Origin of the sequence: Rhodococcus sp. NJ-530, assembly GCF_003860625.1 — a bacterium.
In the GTDB taxonomy this organism is placed as follows: domain Bacteria; phylum Actinomycetota; class Actinomycetes; order Mycobacteriales; family Mycobacteriaceae; genus Rhodococcus_F; species Rhodococcus_F qingshengii.
Genome location: NZ_CP034152.1, coordinates 1,979,256 through 1,995,564, shown reverse-complemented (window position 1 = coordinate 1,995,564; position 16,309 = coordinate 1,979,256). Strand labels below are relative to the sequence as shown.

20 protein-coding genes and 1 pseudogene are annotated in these 16,309 nt (G+C 61.4%); 9 read left to right on the top strand and 12 right to left on the bottom strand.

The genetic code is table 11. The annotated features are described in order from the left end of the window. Window positions 1–252 precede the first annotated feature (252 nt). Genes rpsQ through rpsJ form a run of 11 tightly spaced genes read right to left on the bottom strand, consistent with a single transcriptional unit; the run spans window position 253 to window position 5,517 of the window. Window positions 253–534, bottom strand: a complete 282-nt coding sequence (gene rpsQ, locus EHW12_RS09230) for a 30S ribosomal protein S17 (RefSeq protein WP_003941020.1) — start codon at window positions 532–534, stop codon at window positions 253–255. Then, entirely contained in the window at window positions 531–767 is a 237-nt protein-coding gene (gene rpmC / locus EHW12_RS09225) for a 50S ribosomal protein L29 (protein ID WP_003940734.1), read from the bottom strand. The genes rpsQ and rpmC overlap by 4 nt, the downstream gene beginning before the upstream one ends. Continuing rightward, window positions 767–1,183, bottom strand: a complete 417-nt coding sequence (gene rplP / locus EHW12_RS09220) for a 50S ribosomal protein L16 (protein ID WP_003940899.1) — start codon at window positions 1,181–1,183, stop codon at window positions 767–769. Before rplP ends, rpmC begins: the two co-directional genes overlap by 1 nt. Window positions 1,184–1,186: 3 nt before the next feature. After that, window positions 1,187–1,993 carry a 30S ribosomal protein S3 gene (rpsC, locus tag EHW12_RS09215; RefSeq protein WP_003941003.1) on the bottom strand — a complete coding sequence of 269 codons (807 nt, stop codon included), beginning with the start codon at window positions 1,991–1,993 and terminating at the stop codon, window positions 1,187–1,189. Continuing rightward, window positions 1,993–2,397 (bottom strand): 50S ribosomal protein L22, encoded by a 405-nt coding sequence (gene rplV, locus EHW12_RS09210; protein WP_003940717.1) that lies wholly within the window; start codon window positions 2,395–2,397, stop codon window positions 1,993–1,995. The genes rpsC and rplV overlap by 1 nt, the downstream gene beginning before the upstream one ends. Further along, a complete protein-coding gene (gene rpsS, locus EHW12_RS09205) occupies window positions 2,394–2,675 on the bottom strand; it encodes a 30S ribosomal protein S19 (protein WP_003940820.1) in 282 nt (93 codons plus the stop codon). Before rpsS ends, rplV begins: the two co-directional genes overlap by 4 nt. A 13-nt stretch (window positions 2,676–2,688) precedes the next feature. Next, window positions 2,689–3,525 carry a 50S ribosomal protein L2 gene (gene rplB, locus EHW12_RS09200; RefSeq protein ID WP_003940895.1) on the bottom strand — a complete coding sequence of 279 codons (837 nt, stop codon included), beginning with the start codon at window positions 3,523–3,525 and terminating at the stop codon, window positions 2,689–2,691. Window positions 3,526–3,564: 39 nt separating this feature from the next. Further along, on the bottom strand, window positions 3,565–3,870 hold the full coding sequence (rplW, locus tag EHW12_RS09195) for a 50S ribosomal protein L23 (protein WP_003940990.1): 306 nt from the start codon (window positions 3,868–3,870) through the stop codon (window positions 3,565–3,567). Next, window positions 3,867–4,541, bottom strand: coding sequence for a 50S ribosomal protein L4 (gene rplD, locus EHW12_RS09190; RefSeq protein ID WP_003940723.1), 675 nt, complete (start codon window positions 4,539–4,541; stop codon window positions 3,867–3,869). Before rplD ends, rplW begins: the two co-directional genes overlap by 4 nt. Continuing rightward, window positions 4,538–5,194 carry a 50S ribosomal protein L3 gene (gene rplC, locus EHW12_RS09185; protein WP_003940826.1) on the bottom strand — a complete coding sequence of 219 codons (657 nt, stop codon included), beginning with the start codon at window positions 5,192–5,194 and terminating at the stop codon, window positions 4,538–4,540. The genes rplD and rplC overlap by 4 nt, the downstream gene beginning before the upstream one ends. 17 nt (window positions 5,195–5,211) lie before the next feature. Further along, a complete protein-coding gene (rpsJ, locus tag EHW12_RS09180) occupies window positions 5,212–5,517 on the bottom strand; it encodes a 30S ribosomal protein S10 (protein ID WP_003938093.1) in 306 nt (101 codons plus the stop codon). A 552-nt stretch (window positions 5,518–6,069) separates the two neighbouring features. On the opposite strand from rpsJ, the pseudogene EHW12_RS09175 reads away from it, so the two are divergent. The 5 genes and pseudogenes from EHW12_RS09175 (at window position 6,070) to EHW12_RS09155 (ending at window position 11,095) form a co-directional block, all read left to right on the top strand. Continuing rightward, window positions 6,070–6,545: pseudogene (locus EHW12_RS09175) on the top strand (hotdog fold domain-containing protein). An 85-nt stretch (window positions 6,546–6,630) separates the two neighbouring features. Further along, on the top strand, window positions 6,631–7,155 hold the full coding sequence (locus EHW12_RS09170) for a chorismate mutase family protein (protein WP_042922406.1): 525 nt from the start codon (window positions 6,631–6,633) through the stop codon (window positions 7,153–7,155). After that, on the top strand, window positions 7,152–9,236 hold the full coding sequence (gene pabB / locus EHW12_RS09165; RefSeq protein ID WP_125050524.1) for an aminodeoxychorismate synthase component I: 2,085 nt from the start codon (window positions 7,152–7,154) through the stop codon (window positions 9,234–9,236). Before EHW12_RS09170 ends, pabB begins: the two co-directional genes overlap by 4 nt. Window positions 9,237–9,244: 8 nt before the next feature. Next, window positions 9,245–10,144 carry a prephenate dehydrogenase dimerization domain-containing protein gene (locus EHW12_RS09160; RefSeq protein WP_065455191.1) on the top strand — a complete coding sequence of 300 codons (900 nt, stop codon included), beginning with the start codon at window positions 9,245–9,247 and terminating at the stop codon, window positions 10,142–10,144. Between the two features lie 6 nt (window positions 10,145–10,150). Further along, window positions 10,151–11,095, top strand: a complete 945-nt coding sequence (locus tag EHW12_RS09155) for a diiron oxygenase (protein WP_125050523.1) — start codon at window positions 10,151–10,153, stop codon at window positions 11,093–11,095. 7 nt (window positions 11,096–11,102) lie between these two features. Here EHW12_RS09155 and EHW12_RS09150 read toward each other — a convergent pair whose 3' ends face one another. Next, window positions 11,103–11,957 (bottom strand): glycosyltransferase family 2 protein, encoded by an 855-nt coding sequence (locus EHW12_RS09150; protein WP_054188114.1) that lies wholly within the window; start codon window positions 11,955–11,957, stop codon window positions 11,103–11,105. Between the two features lie 434 nt (window positions 11,958–12,391). Between EHW12_RS09150 and EHW12_RS09145 the strand changes: the two genes are divergently transcribed. From EHW12_RS09145 to EHW12_RS09130, 4 genes are all read left to right on the top strand, one after another. Beyond that, a complete protein-coding gene (locus EHW12_RS09145) occupies window positions 12,392–13,372 on the top strand; it encodes a daunorubicin/doxorubicin resistance ABC transporter ATP-binding protein DrrA (protein ID WP_054188113.1) in 981 nt (326 codons plus the stop codon). Then, window positions 13,369–14,232 carry an ABC transporter permease gene (locus EHW12_RS09140; protein ID WP_054188112.1) on the top strand — a complete coding sequence of 288 codons (864 nt, stop codon included), beginning with the start codon at window positions 13,369–13,371 and terminating at the stop codon, window positions 14,230–14,232. The genes EHW12_RS09145 and EHW12_RS09140 overlap by 4 nt, the downstream gene beginning before the upstream one ends. Beyond that, window positions 14,232–15,086, top strand: coding sequence for an ABC transporter permease (locus tag EHW12_RS09135; protein WP_054188169.1), 855 nt, complete (start codon window positions 14,232–14,234; stop codon window positions 15,084–15,086). The genes EHW12_RS09140 and EHW12_RS09135 overlap by 1 nt, the downstream gene beginning before the upstream one ends. A 140-nt stretch (window positions 15,087–15,226) precedes the next feature. Further along, complete coding sequence (locus tag EHW12_RS09130; protein ID WP_054188111.1) at window positions 15,227–16,276, top strand: alpha/beta hydrolase family protein; 1,050 nt, start codon at window positions 15,227–15,229, stop codon at window positions 16,274–16,276. Window positions 16,277–16,309: the final 33 nt, after the last annotated feature.

The window sequence follows — 16,309 nt, the reverse complement described above, 5'->3', positions numbered from 1 at the left end:
TCCCACCGACTGACGTCGGGAGACGATCACTGCAAGCACCGTTCGAGCTGCGCACGTGAAGACACACCTCTGCCACAGGCAACCGTTCTATTGTAGGGAAGGGTTCACCGAATACCAAATCAGCCGTACTCGACGCAACTCGAACCCTTCGCCCGGAAAGCCCCGAAAGCCCCCGGAAAGCCGAATGGCCCACTCCCCAAGGGGAAGCGGGCCATTCGGTGATACTCGATCAGCTCGAGGATTCGATCAGGCTTACTTGGCCTTTTCGAGGACCTCGACCAGACGCCAGTGCTTCGTCGCGGACAGCGGACGGGTTTCCATCAGCTGAACGCGGTCGCCGACGCCGGCAACGCCGTTCTCGTCGTGCGCCTTCACCTTGGTCGTACGGCGGATGATCTTGCCGTAGAGCTTGTGCTTGACGCGGTCTTCGAGCTCGACCACGATCGTCTTTTCCATCTTGTCGGACACGACGTATCCGACACGGACCTTACGGCTCGCGCGCTCTTCTGTGCTCACTGCTTTTTCCTCACTCATGCCGCGTCACCTGCATCCGGACCCACAGCGAGTCCGAGCTCACGCTCACGCAGGACGGTGTAGATGCGCGCGATCTCGTGACGAACGGTGCGCAGTCGTCGGTTGTTGTCCATCTGGCCGGTAGCCATCTGGAAACGAAGGTTGAAAAGCTCTTCCTTCGACTCACGGAGCCGGGTGACCAGCTCGTCTTCACTGAGCTCGCGGAGCTCTGCTGCTGGGGTTCCAGTAGCCATCAGAACTGCTCCTCTCTGGTCACGATCCGGCACTTGCACGGGAGCTTGTGCATCGCGCGGCGCAGGGCCTCACGAGCAATCTCCTCGTTGGGGTATGTCATCTCGAACAGAACGCGTCCGGGCTTGACGTTGGCAATCCACCACTCGGGCGAACCCTTACCGGAACCCATTCGGGTTTCGGCCGGCTTCTTCGTGAGGGGGCGATCCGGGAAGATGTTGATCCAGATCTTGCCGCCACGCTTGATGTGCCGAGTCATGGCGATACGAGCGGACTCGATCTGCCGGTTGGTGATGTAGGCAGGCTCGAGAGCCTGGATGCCGTAGTCACCGAAGGTCACCTGGGTACCGCCCTTGGCGGCACCCGAACGGCTCGGGTGGTGCTGCTTGCGGTGCTTGACCCGCCGTGGGATCAACATGCGTCAGCCCTCCTGATTCTGTTCAGTTGCGGGAGCATCGGCGGTTGCGGTCGCTGCGCGGCCGGCCTCGGTGCTGGTCGCAGTGGTACCGGTGGCACCGGAACGACGCGGACGGCTCGGACGCTCACGACGCGGGCGATCCCCGGCCGGTGCGGCCGTGTTGGCGGCGAGCTCACGCTTGCCACCGACGATGTCGCCCTTGTAGATCCAGACCTTGACGCCGATGCGACCGAAGGTGGTCTTGGCCTCGTAGAGGCCGTAGTCGATGTCCGCACGAAGCGTGTGCAGCGGCACACGGCCTTCGCGGTAGAACTCCGACCGGGACATCTCGGCGCCGCCGAGACGACCGGAGCACTGAACGCGGATTCCCTTGACGTTGGGCTGACGCATGGCCGACTGGATGGCCTTGCGCATTGCACGACGGAAGGCAACGCGGTTCGAGAGCTGCTCGGCCACACCCTGTGCGACGAGCTGTGCTTCAGCTTCTGCGTTCTTGACCTCGAGGATGTTCAGCTGAACCTGCTTGCCGGTCAGCTTCTCGAGCTCGGAGCGGATGCGATCGGCTTCGGCGCCGCGGCGGCCGATGACGATGCCCGGACGTGCAGTGTGGATGTCCACGCGAACACGGTCACGGGTGCGCTCGATTTCGACCTTCGCGATTCCTGCGCGCTCCATGCCGGTGGCGAGGAGCTTACGGATCGCGACGTCTTCCTTGACGTACTCCGCGTACTGCTTGTCTGCGTACCAGCGAGACTTCCAGTCGGTGGTGATGCCGAGACGGAAGCCGTGCGGGTTGATTTTCTGGCCCACTACTGAGCACTTCCCTTCCGGCGATTACGGGTCGATGTTCCGGTCTTCGGCAGGCTCTCCACGATCACGGTGATGTGACTGGTGCGCTTGCGAATACGGAACGCACGTCCCTGTGCACGCGGCTGGAACCGCTTGAGGGTCGCGCCCTCGTCCACGAACGCCGTAGCAACGACAAGCGTGCTGGGGTCGAGGTCGAGGTTGTTCTCGGCGTTGGCTGCTGCGGAGGCGATCACCTTGGCGACCGGCTCGCTCGCTGCCTGCGGCGCGAACTTCAGGATGTTCAGGGCGTCTTCAACCGAGCGCCCGCGGACCAGGTCCACAACTCGACGTGCCTTCATCGGCGTAACGCGAACGTGCTTCGCTACAGCCTTGGCAGTCGGGTTGGCGGTTTCGGTGTTGCTCATCGCCTCTTCGCCTTCCGATCATCCTTGATGTGACCCTTGAACGTGCGGGTCGGTGCAAACTCTCCGAGCTTGTGTCCGACCATGGAGTCGGAAACGAACACGGGGACGTGCTTGCGGCCGTCGTGAACTGCAAACGTGTGGCCGATGAAGTCCGGGATGATTGTCGAACGACGGGACCAGGTCTTGATGACCTGCTTGGTTCCCTTTTCGTTCTGTACATCCACCTTCGCGAGGAGGTGGTCATCGACGAACGGGCCCTTCTTAAGGCTGCGTGGCATCCTTCACTCCCTCCTAGCGCTTGTTCTTGCCGGTGCGGCGGCGACGGACGATCATCTTGTCGCTTGCCTTGTTCTTGCGGGTACGGCCTTCAGGCTTACCCCACGGGCTGACCGGGTGGCGTCCACCTGAGGTCTTGCCCTCGCCGCCACCGTGCGGGTGGTCGACCGGGTTCATCACGACACCACGAACGGTCGGGCGCTTGCCCTTCCAACGCATACGGCCGGCCTTGCCCCAGTTGATGTTCGACTGCTCGGCGTTGCCGACCTCGCCGACGGATGCGCGGCAGCGCACGTCGACGCGACGGATTTCACCGGAAGGCATACGCAGCGTGGCGTAGCTGCCTTCCTTACCGAGGAGCTGGATGCTGGCGCCTGCGGAACGAGCCATCTTGGCTCCGCCGCCGGGACGCAGTTCCACACCGTGGATGGTGGTACCAGTCGGGATGTTGCGCAGCGGCAGGTTGTTGCCCGGCTTGATGTCGGCGCCTGCACCGGACTCGACCGGTGAACCCTGCACCAGGCCCTTGGGGGCGATGATGTAGCGCTTCTCACCGTCTGCGTAATGCAGGAGTGCGATGTTTGCTGTGCGGTTGGGGTCGTACTCGATGTGAGCGACCTTTGCCGGGATGCCGTCCTTGTCGTTGCGACGGAAATCGATCAGTCGGTATGCACGCTTGTGTCCGCCACCCTTGTGACGGGTGGTGATACGACCGTGTGCGTTACGTCCACCGCGACCGTGCAGCGGGCGAACCAGCGACTTCTCGGGGGTCGACCGAGTGATCTCGGCGAAGTCCGAGACGCTCGAGCCACGACGGCCCGGTGTTGTCGGCTTGTACTTACGGATTGCCATGAGTCTTCTCGTCCTCTATGTCTCGTCAAGTCCCGGCGCTTACGCGACCGGTCCTCCGAAGATCTCGATGGGCTTGCTGTCAGCGGACAGGGTCACGAGCGCGCGCTTGGTGTCCTTGCGCTTGCCGTAACCGAATCGGGTCCGCTTACGCTTGCCCTGACGGTTGGCGGTGTTGACGCTGGTCACCTTGACGCCGAAGACCTTCTCGACGGCAATCTTGATCTGCGTCTTGTTCGAGTCCGGGTGCACCAGGAAGGTGTAGGTGCCTTCCTCGATCAGTCCGTAGGACTTCTCGGAGATGACCGGAGCGAGCAGGATGTCGCGGGGGTCAGCGATGGTGCTCACTTGGCGTCCTCCTTGTTCTGAGCGCTCTCTGCGGGCCCGTGGATGAACGCGTTGAGTGCCTCGACGCTGAACACGACATCGTCTGCATTGAGCACGTCGTAGGTGTTGAGCTGGTCGGGTGCAATGGGATGCACGCCTTCCAGGTTCTGCACGCTCTTCCAAGCGGCTACATCCTGGCGACCCACGACGAGCAGCAACTTCTTGCGATCCGAAATCTCGCCGAGGAACGCGATTGCGCCCTTGGTCGAAGGCGTCTGCCCTGCAACCAGTTCGGTGATGACGTGGATGCGCTCGTTGCGTGCGCGGTCAGAGAGGGCTCCGCGAAGAGCGGCTGCCTTCATCTTCTTGGGGGTGCGCTGGCTGTAGTCACGCGGCTGCGGGCCGTGAACGGTTCCGCCGCCGACGAACTGCGGTGCGCGAGTCGAGCCCTGGCGTGCGCGGCCGGTGCCCTTCTGGCGGTACGGCTTCTTGCCACCGCCGCGGACGTCGCCGCGGGTCTTGGTGGAGTGGGTTCCCTGACGAGCAGCTGCGAGCTGCGCGACGACAACCTGATGGAGAAGCGCGATGTTGGCCGGAGCGTCGAAGATCTCAGCGGGGAGATCGACGGTGCCGTTGGTCTTGCCGCCGGCGACCTTGACGTCCAGGGTCAACTTGGTCTCGGTGCTGGTCATGCCCGTGCACCACCCTTCACTGCACTCTTGACGATCACGAGGCCGCCCTTGCGGCCGGGGATCGCACCCTTGATCAGCAGCAGGCCGTTCTCTGCATCCACCTTGTGGACCGAGAGGTTCTGCGTCGTGATGCGGTCGCTACCCATGCGTCCGGACATGCGCATGCCCTTGAACACGCGGCCGGGAGTTGCACAGCCACCGATGGAGCCCGGGCGGCGGTGAACAGCCTGGGTACCGTGCGACGCGCCCTGTCCCTTGAAGCCGTGACGCTTCATGGTTCCGGCGAAGCCCTTGCCCTTGCTGGTTCCGGTGACGTCGACGTATGCGCCGTCCTCGAAGACCTCGGCGGTGAGCTCCTGGCCGACCTCGTAGTCGGAGGTGTCCGCAACGCGGAGCTCCACTACGTGGCGACGCGGGGTCACACCAGCCTTGGTGAACTGGCCGGAAGTCGGCTTGTTCACCTTGCGCGGGTCGATGGCGCCGAACGCGAGCTGAACGGCGCTGTAGCCGTCACGCTCTTCGGTACGGATCTGGGTTACGACGTTCGGCCCAGCCTTCACGACGGTGACCGGGACAACCCGGTTGTTCTCGTCGAAGACCTGGGTCATGCCGAGCTTGGTGCCCAGGATTCCCTTGATCTTGGTATCAGTCATTGTTTTTGTCTCCGCCGTCACTGAATGTTCACGTCGACACTGGCCGGAAGGTCGATGCGCATGAGCGCGTCAACCGTCTTCGGCGTCGGGTCGAGAATGTCGATCAGCCGCTTGTGAGTACGCATCTCGAAGTGCTCGCGCGAGTCCTTGTACTTGTGCGGCGAGCGGATGACGCAATATACGTTCTTCTCGGTCGGCAACGGCACAGGTCCAACGACGCGGGCACCCGTACGGGTTACCGTCTCGACGATCTTGCGCGCTGACGCGTCGATCGCCTCGTGGTCGTAGGCCTTGAGCCTGATGCGGATCTTTTGTCCCGCCACGCTTAGTGTCCTTTTCTTGCCGCGTTTCGTAGCCCGCCTGGTCAGGCTCGAGCTACCTCGTCTGCACAGTCCTTGCCTGGACGATGACACGACGAACACTGAAGCGATCGGGACCAAGTCCAAGTTCTCGGGAGTACCGAGATTCGGATCAAGATCAGGATCTGCTGCCGCTGTTCGTTTGTCATTGTTCTCCGGTACACGCGGTCGGGCGTGTCGCCTTCTCACTCATCCTGCGCCGGACAATCTTTCGATTATCTGGCGCGTGATGCGTACCGGACGTGTTCGATGTCGAACACAAAGTAGGTACTGCTTCCGTCCTGCATTACTTCTCGTCTTGCATGGTCACAGTCGTTGACCCGATTACCCTGACGGGATCTGCGATCGATCGTCTGTGACGTCTTACCCTTACCCGATCACGGCCGCAATCGACCGCGTCCCGGACAAGGCAACCCGACCAGTATGCCGTACCTGGCCTAAATCCTCAACTCCCCCGAACTGCCTTTTCCAAGTGAGCTGCGCGACAACAACCTTACTCAGAAGTAAGATACGCCTATGACTATCTCCAGCCCTACCTATCGCGGATGGCAGAAATTGCCGGACAACGCCCTCGGACATGCAGTTTTCTCGGCGGCGATGTCGATTCGCGTGCCCTATTTCGCCTCTGTTCTCCCCGGGTGACCAAGTTGGAACCAGGGCTCTGCGAGGTCCGCTCCCCCAAATGGTGGGGCGTCCACAACCATCTCGGCACTTTTCACGCGATCGCTGCCTGCAACCTCGCGGAGGTCGCGATGGGCATGCTGAGCGAAGCGACGGTTCCGAACTCCCACCGCTGGATCCCCAAGTCGATGAAGGTCGACTACCTCGCCAAGGCCGAGACCGGCCTGCGGGCGGTCGCCCGACTCGAGACTTTGCCGGACTTCGCGGCGATCGAGAGTGGCACGGAACTTCTCGTTCCCATCTCGATCTTCGACCGGGGCGGCAAGGAAGTAGTCCACGCCGAAATCACCACCTGGGTCTCCCCCAAGTAGGCACTCACGAACCCGCCTGCATCGCAACCTGATTCGCCCGCCAAACAGGTTTCGCAGAATTAGGCACCACCGCAGGTTTCGGCGAATGACGATCGTGGAACACCTCCCCGAACGGCGATGGTCGGTCGGGGTGCCGGTGTCCGGAGGTGGGTTGCGTTCCGGGCACCACATTGTCGACCTCGCGTCACGCCGAGCACCGGGAGGCCTCGTGGAAGAGTTCTTGACCACAACGAGTTCCGAAGCAGGCACGCAGACCTCGTCGTATCCGGACGAGGCCGAGGGATTGGACAGCTTCCGGCGCGACCTCGACGCCATCGACGCTCTACTTCTCGAGACGGTGCGGCAGCGGCTGGAGCTCTGCCTGCGCATCGGCGAGTGGAAGCGCTCCCGCGAGGTTCCGATGATGCAACCCGGCCGCGTGCGCGTCGTGCAGGAGCGGGCGCGTGAATTCGCTCGTAGACACGACCTCTCTCCTGACTTCTTCAACGCCCTGTACGAGCTGATGATTGCCGAGACCTGTCGACTCGAAGACCTGGTGATCAACGCACCTGTTGAGGAGGAGGACACTGTTCGGGAATCCGTCGGACCGAGATCAGGATCATCGACATGAGTTCCCGCACCCTTCTGGTGGACAATTACGACTCGTTCACCTACAACCTGTTCACCCTGTTGACCGAGGTCAACGGGGTTGTGCCGACCGTGGTCCGCAACGACGCGGATTGGGATTCCATCGATCTCGCGTCGTACGACAACGTGGTCATCTCCCCAGGTCCCGGCCGGCCGGATCGCGACCGTGATTTCGGAATCAGCCGCCGTTTCATCGAAGAAGCGCCTCTCCCACTTCTCGGTGTCTGTCTCGGCCACCAGGGCCTGTGCGAGTTGTTCGGCGCGGACGTGGTGGTTGCGCCCGTCCCGATGCACGGCCGAATTTCGCTGATCGATCACGACGGTTCGGGCATCTTTGCCGGACTTCCGTCGCCGTTCCGAGCTGTTCGCTACCACTCGTTGACCGTCGAGAATCTGCCGAACGCCTTCGTTCGTACCGCGTGGACGTCCGACGGTCTGCTCATGGGTGTCCGGCACCGGACCAAGCCGATGTGGGGAGTTCAGTTCCATCCGGAGTCCATCAGCACCGAGTTCGGCATAGATTTGCTCGCGAACTTCCGCGATCTGTCCGTCGGACGCACTCTGGATTCGGTGATCCGACCCGAACCTGTTCCGCAAACACCCGACCTGCGGCCGGCGATCAACTACGACGTCGACGACGTGACTCTCGATTTTGCAGTGGACCCGTCGGCGGCCTATGCAGCACTGTTCGCCGACGGCCCGAACGCGTTCTGGCTGGACCGCGCGGCAACCGCAGAGCCGAGTGCGCGCTTTTCGATTCTCGGCGATTCGTCGGGGCCGCTGGCTGAGTTCATCACGTACGACGTGCAAGCCGAGGTACTGACTGTCAGCCGAAAAGGCTTGTCCGACGAGCACATTCGAGTTCCGTTCTTCGATTACTTGGACGCACAACTCGCGACGCGCTTCGTGCCCTCCCATCCGGAACTCGACTTCAACCTCGGCTACGTGGGCTACCTCGGCTACGAACTGAAAGCACAGACCGGAGGAAGGGCAGTCCATCCGGCACCCACTCCTGATGCTGCTCTGGTGTTTGCCGACCGCGCCGTCGTCATCGATCACACCGCGGGCCGCACTCACGTTTTGAGGTTGCGCGAGAAAGTCCGCGACGCCGGCTATGACGATTGGCTCGAATCGACCGTCGACACCTTGGCGCGGATCGGCGCGGACCTTCCGGAACGCACCCCGGTTCCGCTGATCAGCGACACCGTCTGGACGCAGGCTCGCCTTCGGCATGATCGCGATCAGTACCTGTCGTTGATCGGAACGGCCCTCTCGGAGATCCGGGCGGGTGAGTCCTACGAGGTGTGTCTGACCAACATGGCGAGCGTCGACGAGACGATCGATGCACAGCAGGCGTTCGAGTATCTGCGCTCGATCAATCCGACGCCGTACAGCGCACTTCTCGACTTCACCGGCATCTCGGTGGTCTCGGCCTCGCCTGAGCGGTTCCTTCGTGTCGACTCGGCCGGCAACGTCGAGTCCAAGCCGATCAAAGGGACCCGCCCGCGCGGCGTCACCCGAGCGCGTGACGCTGCCCTACGGCAGGACCTGCTCGACAGCGAGAAGGACCGCGCCGAGAACCTGATGATCGTGGACCTCACCCGCAACGACCTCACCAAGGTCTGCGTTCCGGGAAGTGTCCACGTTCCGAGGCTGTTCGCGATCGAGTCGTACTCGTCCGTTCACCAAATGGTGTCGACGGTGCGCGGACATCTGAGTCCGGGGTCGTCGGCGGTGGACTGTGTGCGTGCCGCGTTCCCCGGTGGATCGATGACCGGCGCCCCGAAGGTACGGACGATGGAGATCATCGACCGTCTCGAATCCGGCCCACGTGGGGTCTACTCGGGATCGATCGGGTACTTCGCGCTCGGTGGCGCCGCGGACCTCTCGATCGTGATCCGGTCGCTGGTCTGCACCGAGAGCGGCGTGACCTTCGGAATCGGCGGTGCCATCACAGCGTTGTCCGATCCGGAAGAAGAATTCGACGAGACCACGGTCAAGGCGTCCACGCTGCTCCGTGCGCTCGACGCGGTGTCCTCGCGGGTCCTCGAGTACGGCGGGTAGACCCAGCCATGACGGCGTCATCAGGCACAGCGACGGTTGTCGGCGGGCTGGGTGCCGTCGGATCCATGTTCGTCGAACTGCTTCGCGCCGGGGGGTCAACCGTCACCGTCGTCGACCCAGCAGGCAGCGATCCCGACGGAGATGTAGTCGTCGGAGACATCACGAAACCCAGTGAGCAAGTCCTCGCGCACGTGGAGTCCTCGCGCATCATCGTGCTCGCGGTTCCCGAACGGGTCGCTCTAGCCGCACTACCGAGCCTTCGGACATCCGGCGCTCTCGTTGTGGACACGCTGTCGGTCAAATCGCGGATGGACGCAGCAATCGCCGACGCCGGCCGAGAAGGGGAGTTCCTCGGACTCAACCCCATGTTCCGTCCGTCGCTCGGGCCACGCGGTCGGGCCGTCATCGCAGTGCCGTACGTCGGCGGTCCGCAGTCCGACAGATTCCTCGGCATCGTGCGCTCGTGGGGAGCGTCGGTCGCGGTGATGGACGCCGATCGTCACGACCGGTTGGCTGCGGCTACCCAGGTTCTGACACACGCGTCGGTGCTGGCTTTCGGCGCTGCCCTGGCCGAACTCGGAGTTTCCGCGGACGAACTCCTCGCGGTCGCCCCTCCCCCGCATCGGGCCTTGCTCGCGCTCCTGGCGCGTGTAGCCGGCGGCGAACCGGAGGTGTACTGGGACGTACAAGCGGGCAATCCGTACGCAGGTGCGACACGAAAAGCACTGTTCGATGCCACCGCACAGGTGGACAGGGCGGCCGAGACCCTCGGCGACTTCACGACGCTGATGAAAACCGCCGACGCAGCGCTCGACAATCGCTCAGGCGAATTGAACGCGGAGTGCCAGAGCTTGTTCGATCGCATTGCCGAAGGGCACAGAGAGATCGCCGAAGGGCACAGAGAGTAGGGCACGATGAGACCTGGAGTGAGTCCGCCCAGCCTCCCGGAGTACGACGCCTCCGATCCGGTCGAGAGTGCAATCGTCCGCCGCCTTGCGAGCAATTGGGCGCGCCGGGCAGCCGTGAAGAAGGCGGAACCGGAACTGGACGATCTCTTCGATTCGTCGCTGTCCGACTACCCCGAAGCACTTCTCCCGTTCGCGGAGCATCCGACCTACCTGGCATTGAGCCCCGAGCAGAAGCAACGCCTGCAAGCCTGGGCATGGATCGCGTTCAACAAGAACGTCATGGACATCGAGAAGTACGTCGTCAATCCCGGCTTCGACGTTCTCGCCGAAGACCGACTCGGCGTCGGTCTCGGAGATTGGGCTGCAGTGGCGGTCAATCAGGCGATGGTCGACGAGCAATATCACACGCTCATGCACTTCAATGCCAGTTCAGCGACCCGTCGAGGCAGGGGCTGGGGGCTGCCGACCAAGGCATTGCCCGACGTCCTGACGGTCCGCACGCGGGCGCAAGCCCTCGACGCAGCCGAGGGGCCTCGCAAGATTGCCCTGACACAGTTGGCGTTCATGACCGTCGCCGAGGTGTCGATCACCGCATACCTCGACCTGATCTCGGACGACCCGGGCGTGCAGTCGATCAACCGCGCGACGATCCGGTTGCACGCTCGCGACGAGTACTGCCATGCCTCGATTGCCGGGGAACTGGCCGTGTCGGTCTGGGATTCCCTGGATCGTGGAGATCGCAGCTATCTATTGGAAGGCTTCGAGGGCGCCATGCGCGCTTTCAGCGGAACCGACTTCGGCGCTTGGCGCGCAATCATGGAGATCGAAGCCGTAACCGGCGGACAGAAGATGCTCGACGACATCGAATCGGGACGGCGCAACAACCTGTTCGTCCAGGACTTCAGCGGTATCGAGAGGTTGTACAAGACCTTGAATCTGGACAGGATGTAGCCGACTCTCACGAATCCACGGGCATAGTGCGGGCTCCGGAACCTGACAGCAGTTTCCGCCATGACAACCGATCGGTTTGCCGGTCGTACATTCGGTACGCCGGCCACAACAGAGCATGCAGAATTGACGTCTTGAGAATCATCAAACGAAGTCGTGTAGTCATAGCCTGGTGATACTCGAGCGTTGTCACCGAAGCCTTGTTGTATGACAGAAACTCGATGGGTCCAGTCTCTCCCCTACGACCGGAGATTTCGCTCCGCATGTCCAGGTCAGTGCCGAACTGCATCCCTGCCTTCATCAGGCACAGCGACAGATCCACGTCTTCGTGAATGTCGGTGCGATCACTGACCTTGTCGCGGATCGAGCGCCACGACGTCGCCCGAATCGCCATATTCGAACCAGTCAGTGCGTGCGCCGGTTTGATTCCGTGGAAATCGCCACGGGCCTCGGCTTTGTTCACCGCTGCTCGTTGAAGACCCGAAAACGGTGACTCGTAAAACAACGAGAAACCGGTAACGGCATCAAGATCATGAGAAGCGAAGGAACTTCGAACCGCTCGCGCCCACCCTGGTGCGACACGCGAATCCGCATCGACCCTGCCGATGAATTCACCCACTGCGATGTCGAACCCGGCATTACGTGCATGAACAACGCCCTGACGCGGTTCTACAAGATATCGAATTCGAGAATCCCGCTGCTCGAAAGAACGCGCGATTTCAGGGGTGCGATCGGTGGAATTGTTGTCGACAACTATTATCTCGAGGATCTCGTCCCCTTGACAAGCGAGGGACTCCAAACACCCGGCGATGTAGTCCTCCTCGTTGTACACGGGAACCACCACTGACAACGTGCCGATATCCATGAGCAGTAGGTTACCTCGCCAGAGGGAGTCGACTTGATGATCGAGTCAGGGGTGCCCGTCGATCGAGTACGAACTCGTAGTATTCGACGAGCATTCAGGACGCGCGAACACGGTTCACACCTGTCGGCGACCCGAAATCAGGCCCGGTATCGGACACTGTGCGATATCGCACATTCCCGTCGGTCGGCCTGACCGCGGCTTATCGCCAAGCTGCACATTTGCATCGATCCCCACCGCGCGAAGGCCGGAACGAGGTTGTCCCTCCGGTAACATCCACTGTGCATCCGGAGATAGACGTACAAGGTTCCCGCAACCACTGGGGTCCTTACCAGTGACTCCGGCTCGGGCTACGGCTTGCTCGAGAAAGGACAGTGCCGAGAGGCCCTGTCCAAGCACAGCTCGGCCCGAACACCCATGTAGACAGCGGAGAATTGATGCCCTTATCGACGGACGCGGCGGTAGTCGTGGAGGACGTTCACAAGTCCTTCAAGGATGTGCACGCATTGCGTGGCATCAACTTCCAAGCTCCCAAGGGCACAGTGCTCGGCATCCTTGGACCCAACGGCGCAGGTAAGACCACCACCGTCAAGGTTCTGTCCACGTTGATTCGGCCTGACCGCGGCGTCGCAATGGTTGCCGGATACGACGTCGCTCGCAACCCAGCCGACGTTCGCCGTTCGATCATGATGACTGGCCAGTTCGCCGCACTCGACGACGCACTCACCGGACGCGAGAACATCGAACTGTTCGCTCGCCTGATGGGCCTCGATCGCGCATCCGCCAGGCAACGCGCCGTGGACCTTCTCGAGGAATTCGATCTCGTGGAAGCTGGGGGGCGAGCCGTTGCAGGCTACTCCGGCGGCATGCGACGACGCATCGACATTGCGTGTGGATTGGTAGTGAGGCCAGAAGTCGTATTTCTCGACGAGCCGACGACTGGACTGGACCCCCGCAGCCGCCAGAGCGTGTGGAACCTCGTGCAGACTTTGAAGGAGCAAGGCATCACGGTTCTGCTGACCACTCAGTACCTCGAGGAAGCTGACCTCCTCAGCGACAACATCATTGTCATCGACAAAGGATCTGTCATCGCGGAAGGGACGGCCAACGAATTGAAGGCACGAACCGGCGCCAGCTTCTGCGAAATCGTTCCCGCCGAGGCAAGCTTGCTGGGGCCAGCAGCCAACGCGTTGGGTAATTTGGTTCCGCCGGACTTCCGCTTCGATCTGGCAGTCGAGAACGGCCGAATTGCAATTCCCGCACCCCGTGGTTCTGCGACCCTTGCAGAAGCTCTGCGGCGTCTCGATCACGCACGGATACCACTCGCGGACATCGCCCTGCGCAGGCCTTCACTTGACGACGTGTTCCTGTCGTTGACGGGGCAGTCGCGTCCGAGCGAAACAAGCGATGCGACGTGACCACGACGACGAAATACGCAACTCAAGATCTTGCCTTGAAACAGGTAGGTCAACGGTCCATCACGGTGCCGAATGCAGCTCGGATCGGACGCCATCGTCGTCCGCAGCCATCCGCGGTCACACAGTGGTGGACCCTTACCGGCCGTACCGTTCGCGCAATGATTCGCCGGCACGAATTGCTAGTCGCAATCGTCGCGCCATTGATCTTCACGGTCGGCTTTTACCTGCCCCTCAAGTTCGTAATGCAGCTGCAGGGAATCAATTACGCACAGTTCTTGATGCCGATCATCGTCTTGCAGGCGATGGCCTTCACTTCGATCTCAGCGGCGCAGATGTCGGCGACCGAACGCATCACTGGCTTCAGCAGTCGGATGCAAACCATGCCGGTTTTCGGCCCGGTTCCACTGTTTTCGCGGATGAGTAGTGGATTCCTCCGATCCGTCGTCTCCCTGACGGCAGCAGTGATCTACGGATACGCGATCGGATTTCGCTTCGTCGGTGGTCTGTCACAGGCCATGCTCTTCTGCGTGATCGCGTTGACTTTCAGTACGTGTTTGTCGCTCGGCGGTGATGCAATCGGCTCGCTGTCGAAGAGCCCACAAGCAACCAGTCAGGCATTGACACTTCCCCAATTGATCCTCGGAATGCTCTCGTGTGGATTTGTGCCGGAGAGCGGATTCCCGGAATGGATCCGGCCGTTCGTACGCAATCAGCCCGTATCTCAGTTCTCCTACGCCATGCGGGACCTGGCTGCCGGCACCCTCACCCCGAATACGTTGGTGCCAGTTGCGGCTTGGTCGATCGGTTTGATAGCGGTATGCGGGCCACTCGCATACTGGGCAAGTACGAGGCGAGCGTGATGAGTTCTCTCGAGAAGCGTGAGGAGATACGCAGTGGGAGGGCGCTCGCGTTCCCTCTTCCCAACGCGGCACTACCCGAGAACTCGGCCAGCGCGCTCTGGACCCACAGCCTTATTCAGGCGAAGCGGCTTCTGATCAACTGGGCGCGCGATCCTTCAACGACTGTTCAGGCGCTCGTTTATCCCGCGTTGACCTTGATCATGTTTCGCGTTGTTCTGGGAAATTCCATCACAGCTGCCACCGGGCAGCCGAGTATCTATGGGACTGTCCCGCTCATCATTCTCGTGGGGGCGATGTTCGGTTCGATCGCCAGCGCAGTTGGCTTGCGGGGCGAGCGGAAGAGCGGTCTGCTCGGTCGATTCTGGACGCTGCCCGCACACCGAGCATCGGGCCTGGTGGGCCGGATGATCGCTGAAGCCGTTCGAGTTCTACTGACAACGATCGTCATCATCGGCGTTGGTTATGCCGTCGGCTTCCGGTTCACTCAGGGCCCGCTTGCGGCAGTGGCAATGATACTTCTACCCATCGCATTCGGCATTGGGTTCGCGGTGATGGTCACGGCTCTCGCCACGATGTCGGAAAATGTCCCGCTCGTCGAATTGGTTTCCATTGGGTGCACCCTGTTGATGTTCTTCAACAGTGGTTTTGTCCCGACAATGGCATATCCGGTCTGGCTTCAACCCGTAATTGCCGCACAACCGATGTCCGTCGCAGTCGACGCTATGCGCGGACTTTCGCTCGGAGGCCCGGTCCTGGTGCCAGTTCTGAAAATGCTTGCCTGGTCAGCGGGAATGATCGCTGTTTTTCTATATCCTGCGATTCGGGGTTACCGCCGGGCTGCGGAGACTTCATGACAGACGCATCCAGCGAGTGTGGCCTTATACCAGAATTTAAATATCTAAATACGGTAACAGTCCACAAACAATAACCGACTCAATTCTCTGAATGCGACAAGGTCGCAATCGACAATGAATCAACCGAAAGGTATGAGGTCTTGACGCGAAATTCTACGACCTGGCGACGCACCGTACAGATCGGTGCATTGGCCGTTGCCGGCTCACTGCTCACAGCCGGTCTCGCGCAGGCCACCCCCGCGCGCGTCGGTGGCGACTCATCCGAAACAGCGTCGACGGGCTCCTACATCAAATCCGTCGAGAAGGTCAATGACCGTCAGCTCGTCGTCAACGTCTATGCGGCGTCGATGGACAAGGACGTTCCGATTCAGGTGATCACCCCGGCCGACAACTCCGAACCTCGCCCGATCGTCTATCTGCTGAACGGTGCCGGCGGCGGAGAAGATGCCGCGACATGGGAACTACAAACTGATGTAGTCGATTTTTTCGCTGACAAGAACGTGAACGTCGCCACGCCTGTCGGTGGGCGTCTCTCCTACTACACCGACTGGGAGAAGGACGACCCCAAGGCCGGACGCAACAAGTGGTCGACCTTCCTGGGCAAAGAATTGCCCCCGTTGTTGAACGAAGAGCTGGGGAGCAACGGTAAGCAAGCCATCTCGGCCATCTCGATGTCCGGTACGTCGGTACTGAACTTGGCGATCGAGTACCCCGGTTTCTACAGTTCTGTTGCCGCTTACAGTGGCTGCGCACAGACCAGCGATCCCCTCGGACAAGCATTCGTCCGGACGACCACGGAATGGATCGGCGGCGTCGACGACATCACGAATATGTGGGGACCATTGGACGGACCGGGATGGGTCGAACACGATCCGCTCGTCAACGCAGAGAAGCTGCGTGGGACGCCCATCTACATGAGCACCGGAAACGGGCTTCCTGGAATTCCGAACGACACATTCCTCAACCCACGTCTGAGTGATGGTCGCGCATATACGGAGAACCAGATCATCATCGGCGGCCCGATCGAAGCAGCGACCAACCTTTGCACTTCGAACATGGCCAAGCGCCTGTATGAATTGAATATTCCGGCCGTTGTCGACTTCCAGCCGGTCGGGACCCACTCGTGGGGCTACTGGCAGGATCAGCTACACAAATCATGGCCGTTCATCGCCGGTTCGCTCGGAATCTGAGACAACCGCAGGAACATTCTCAACCAGCCAGCC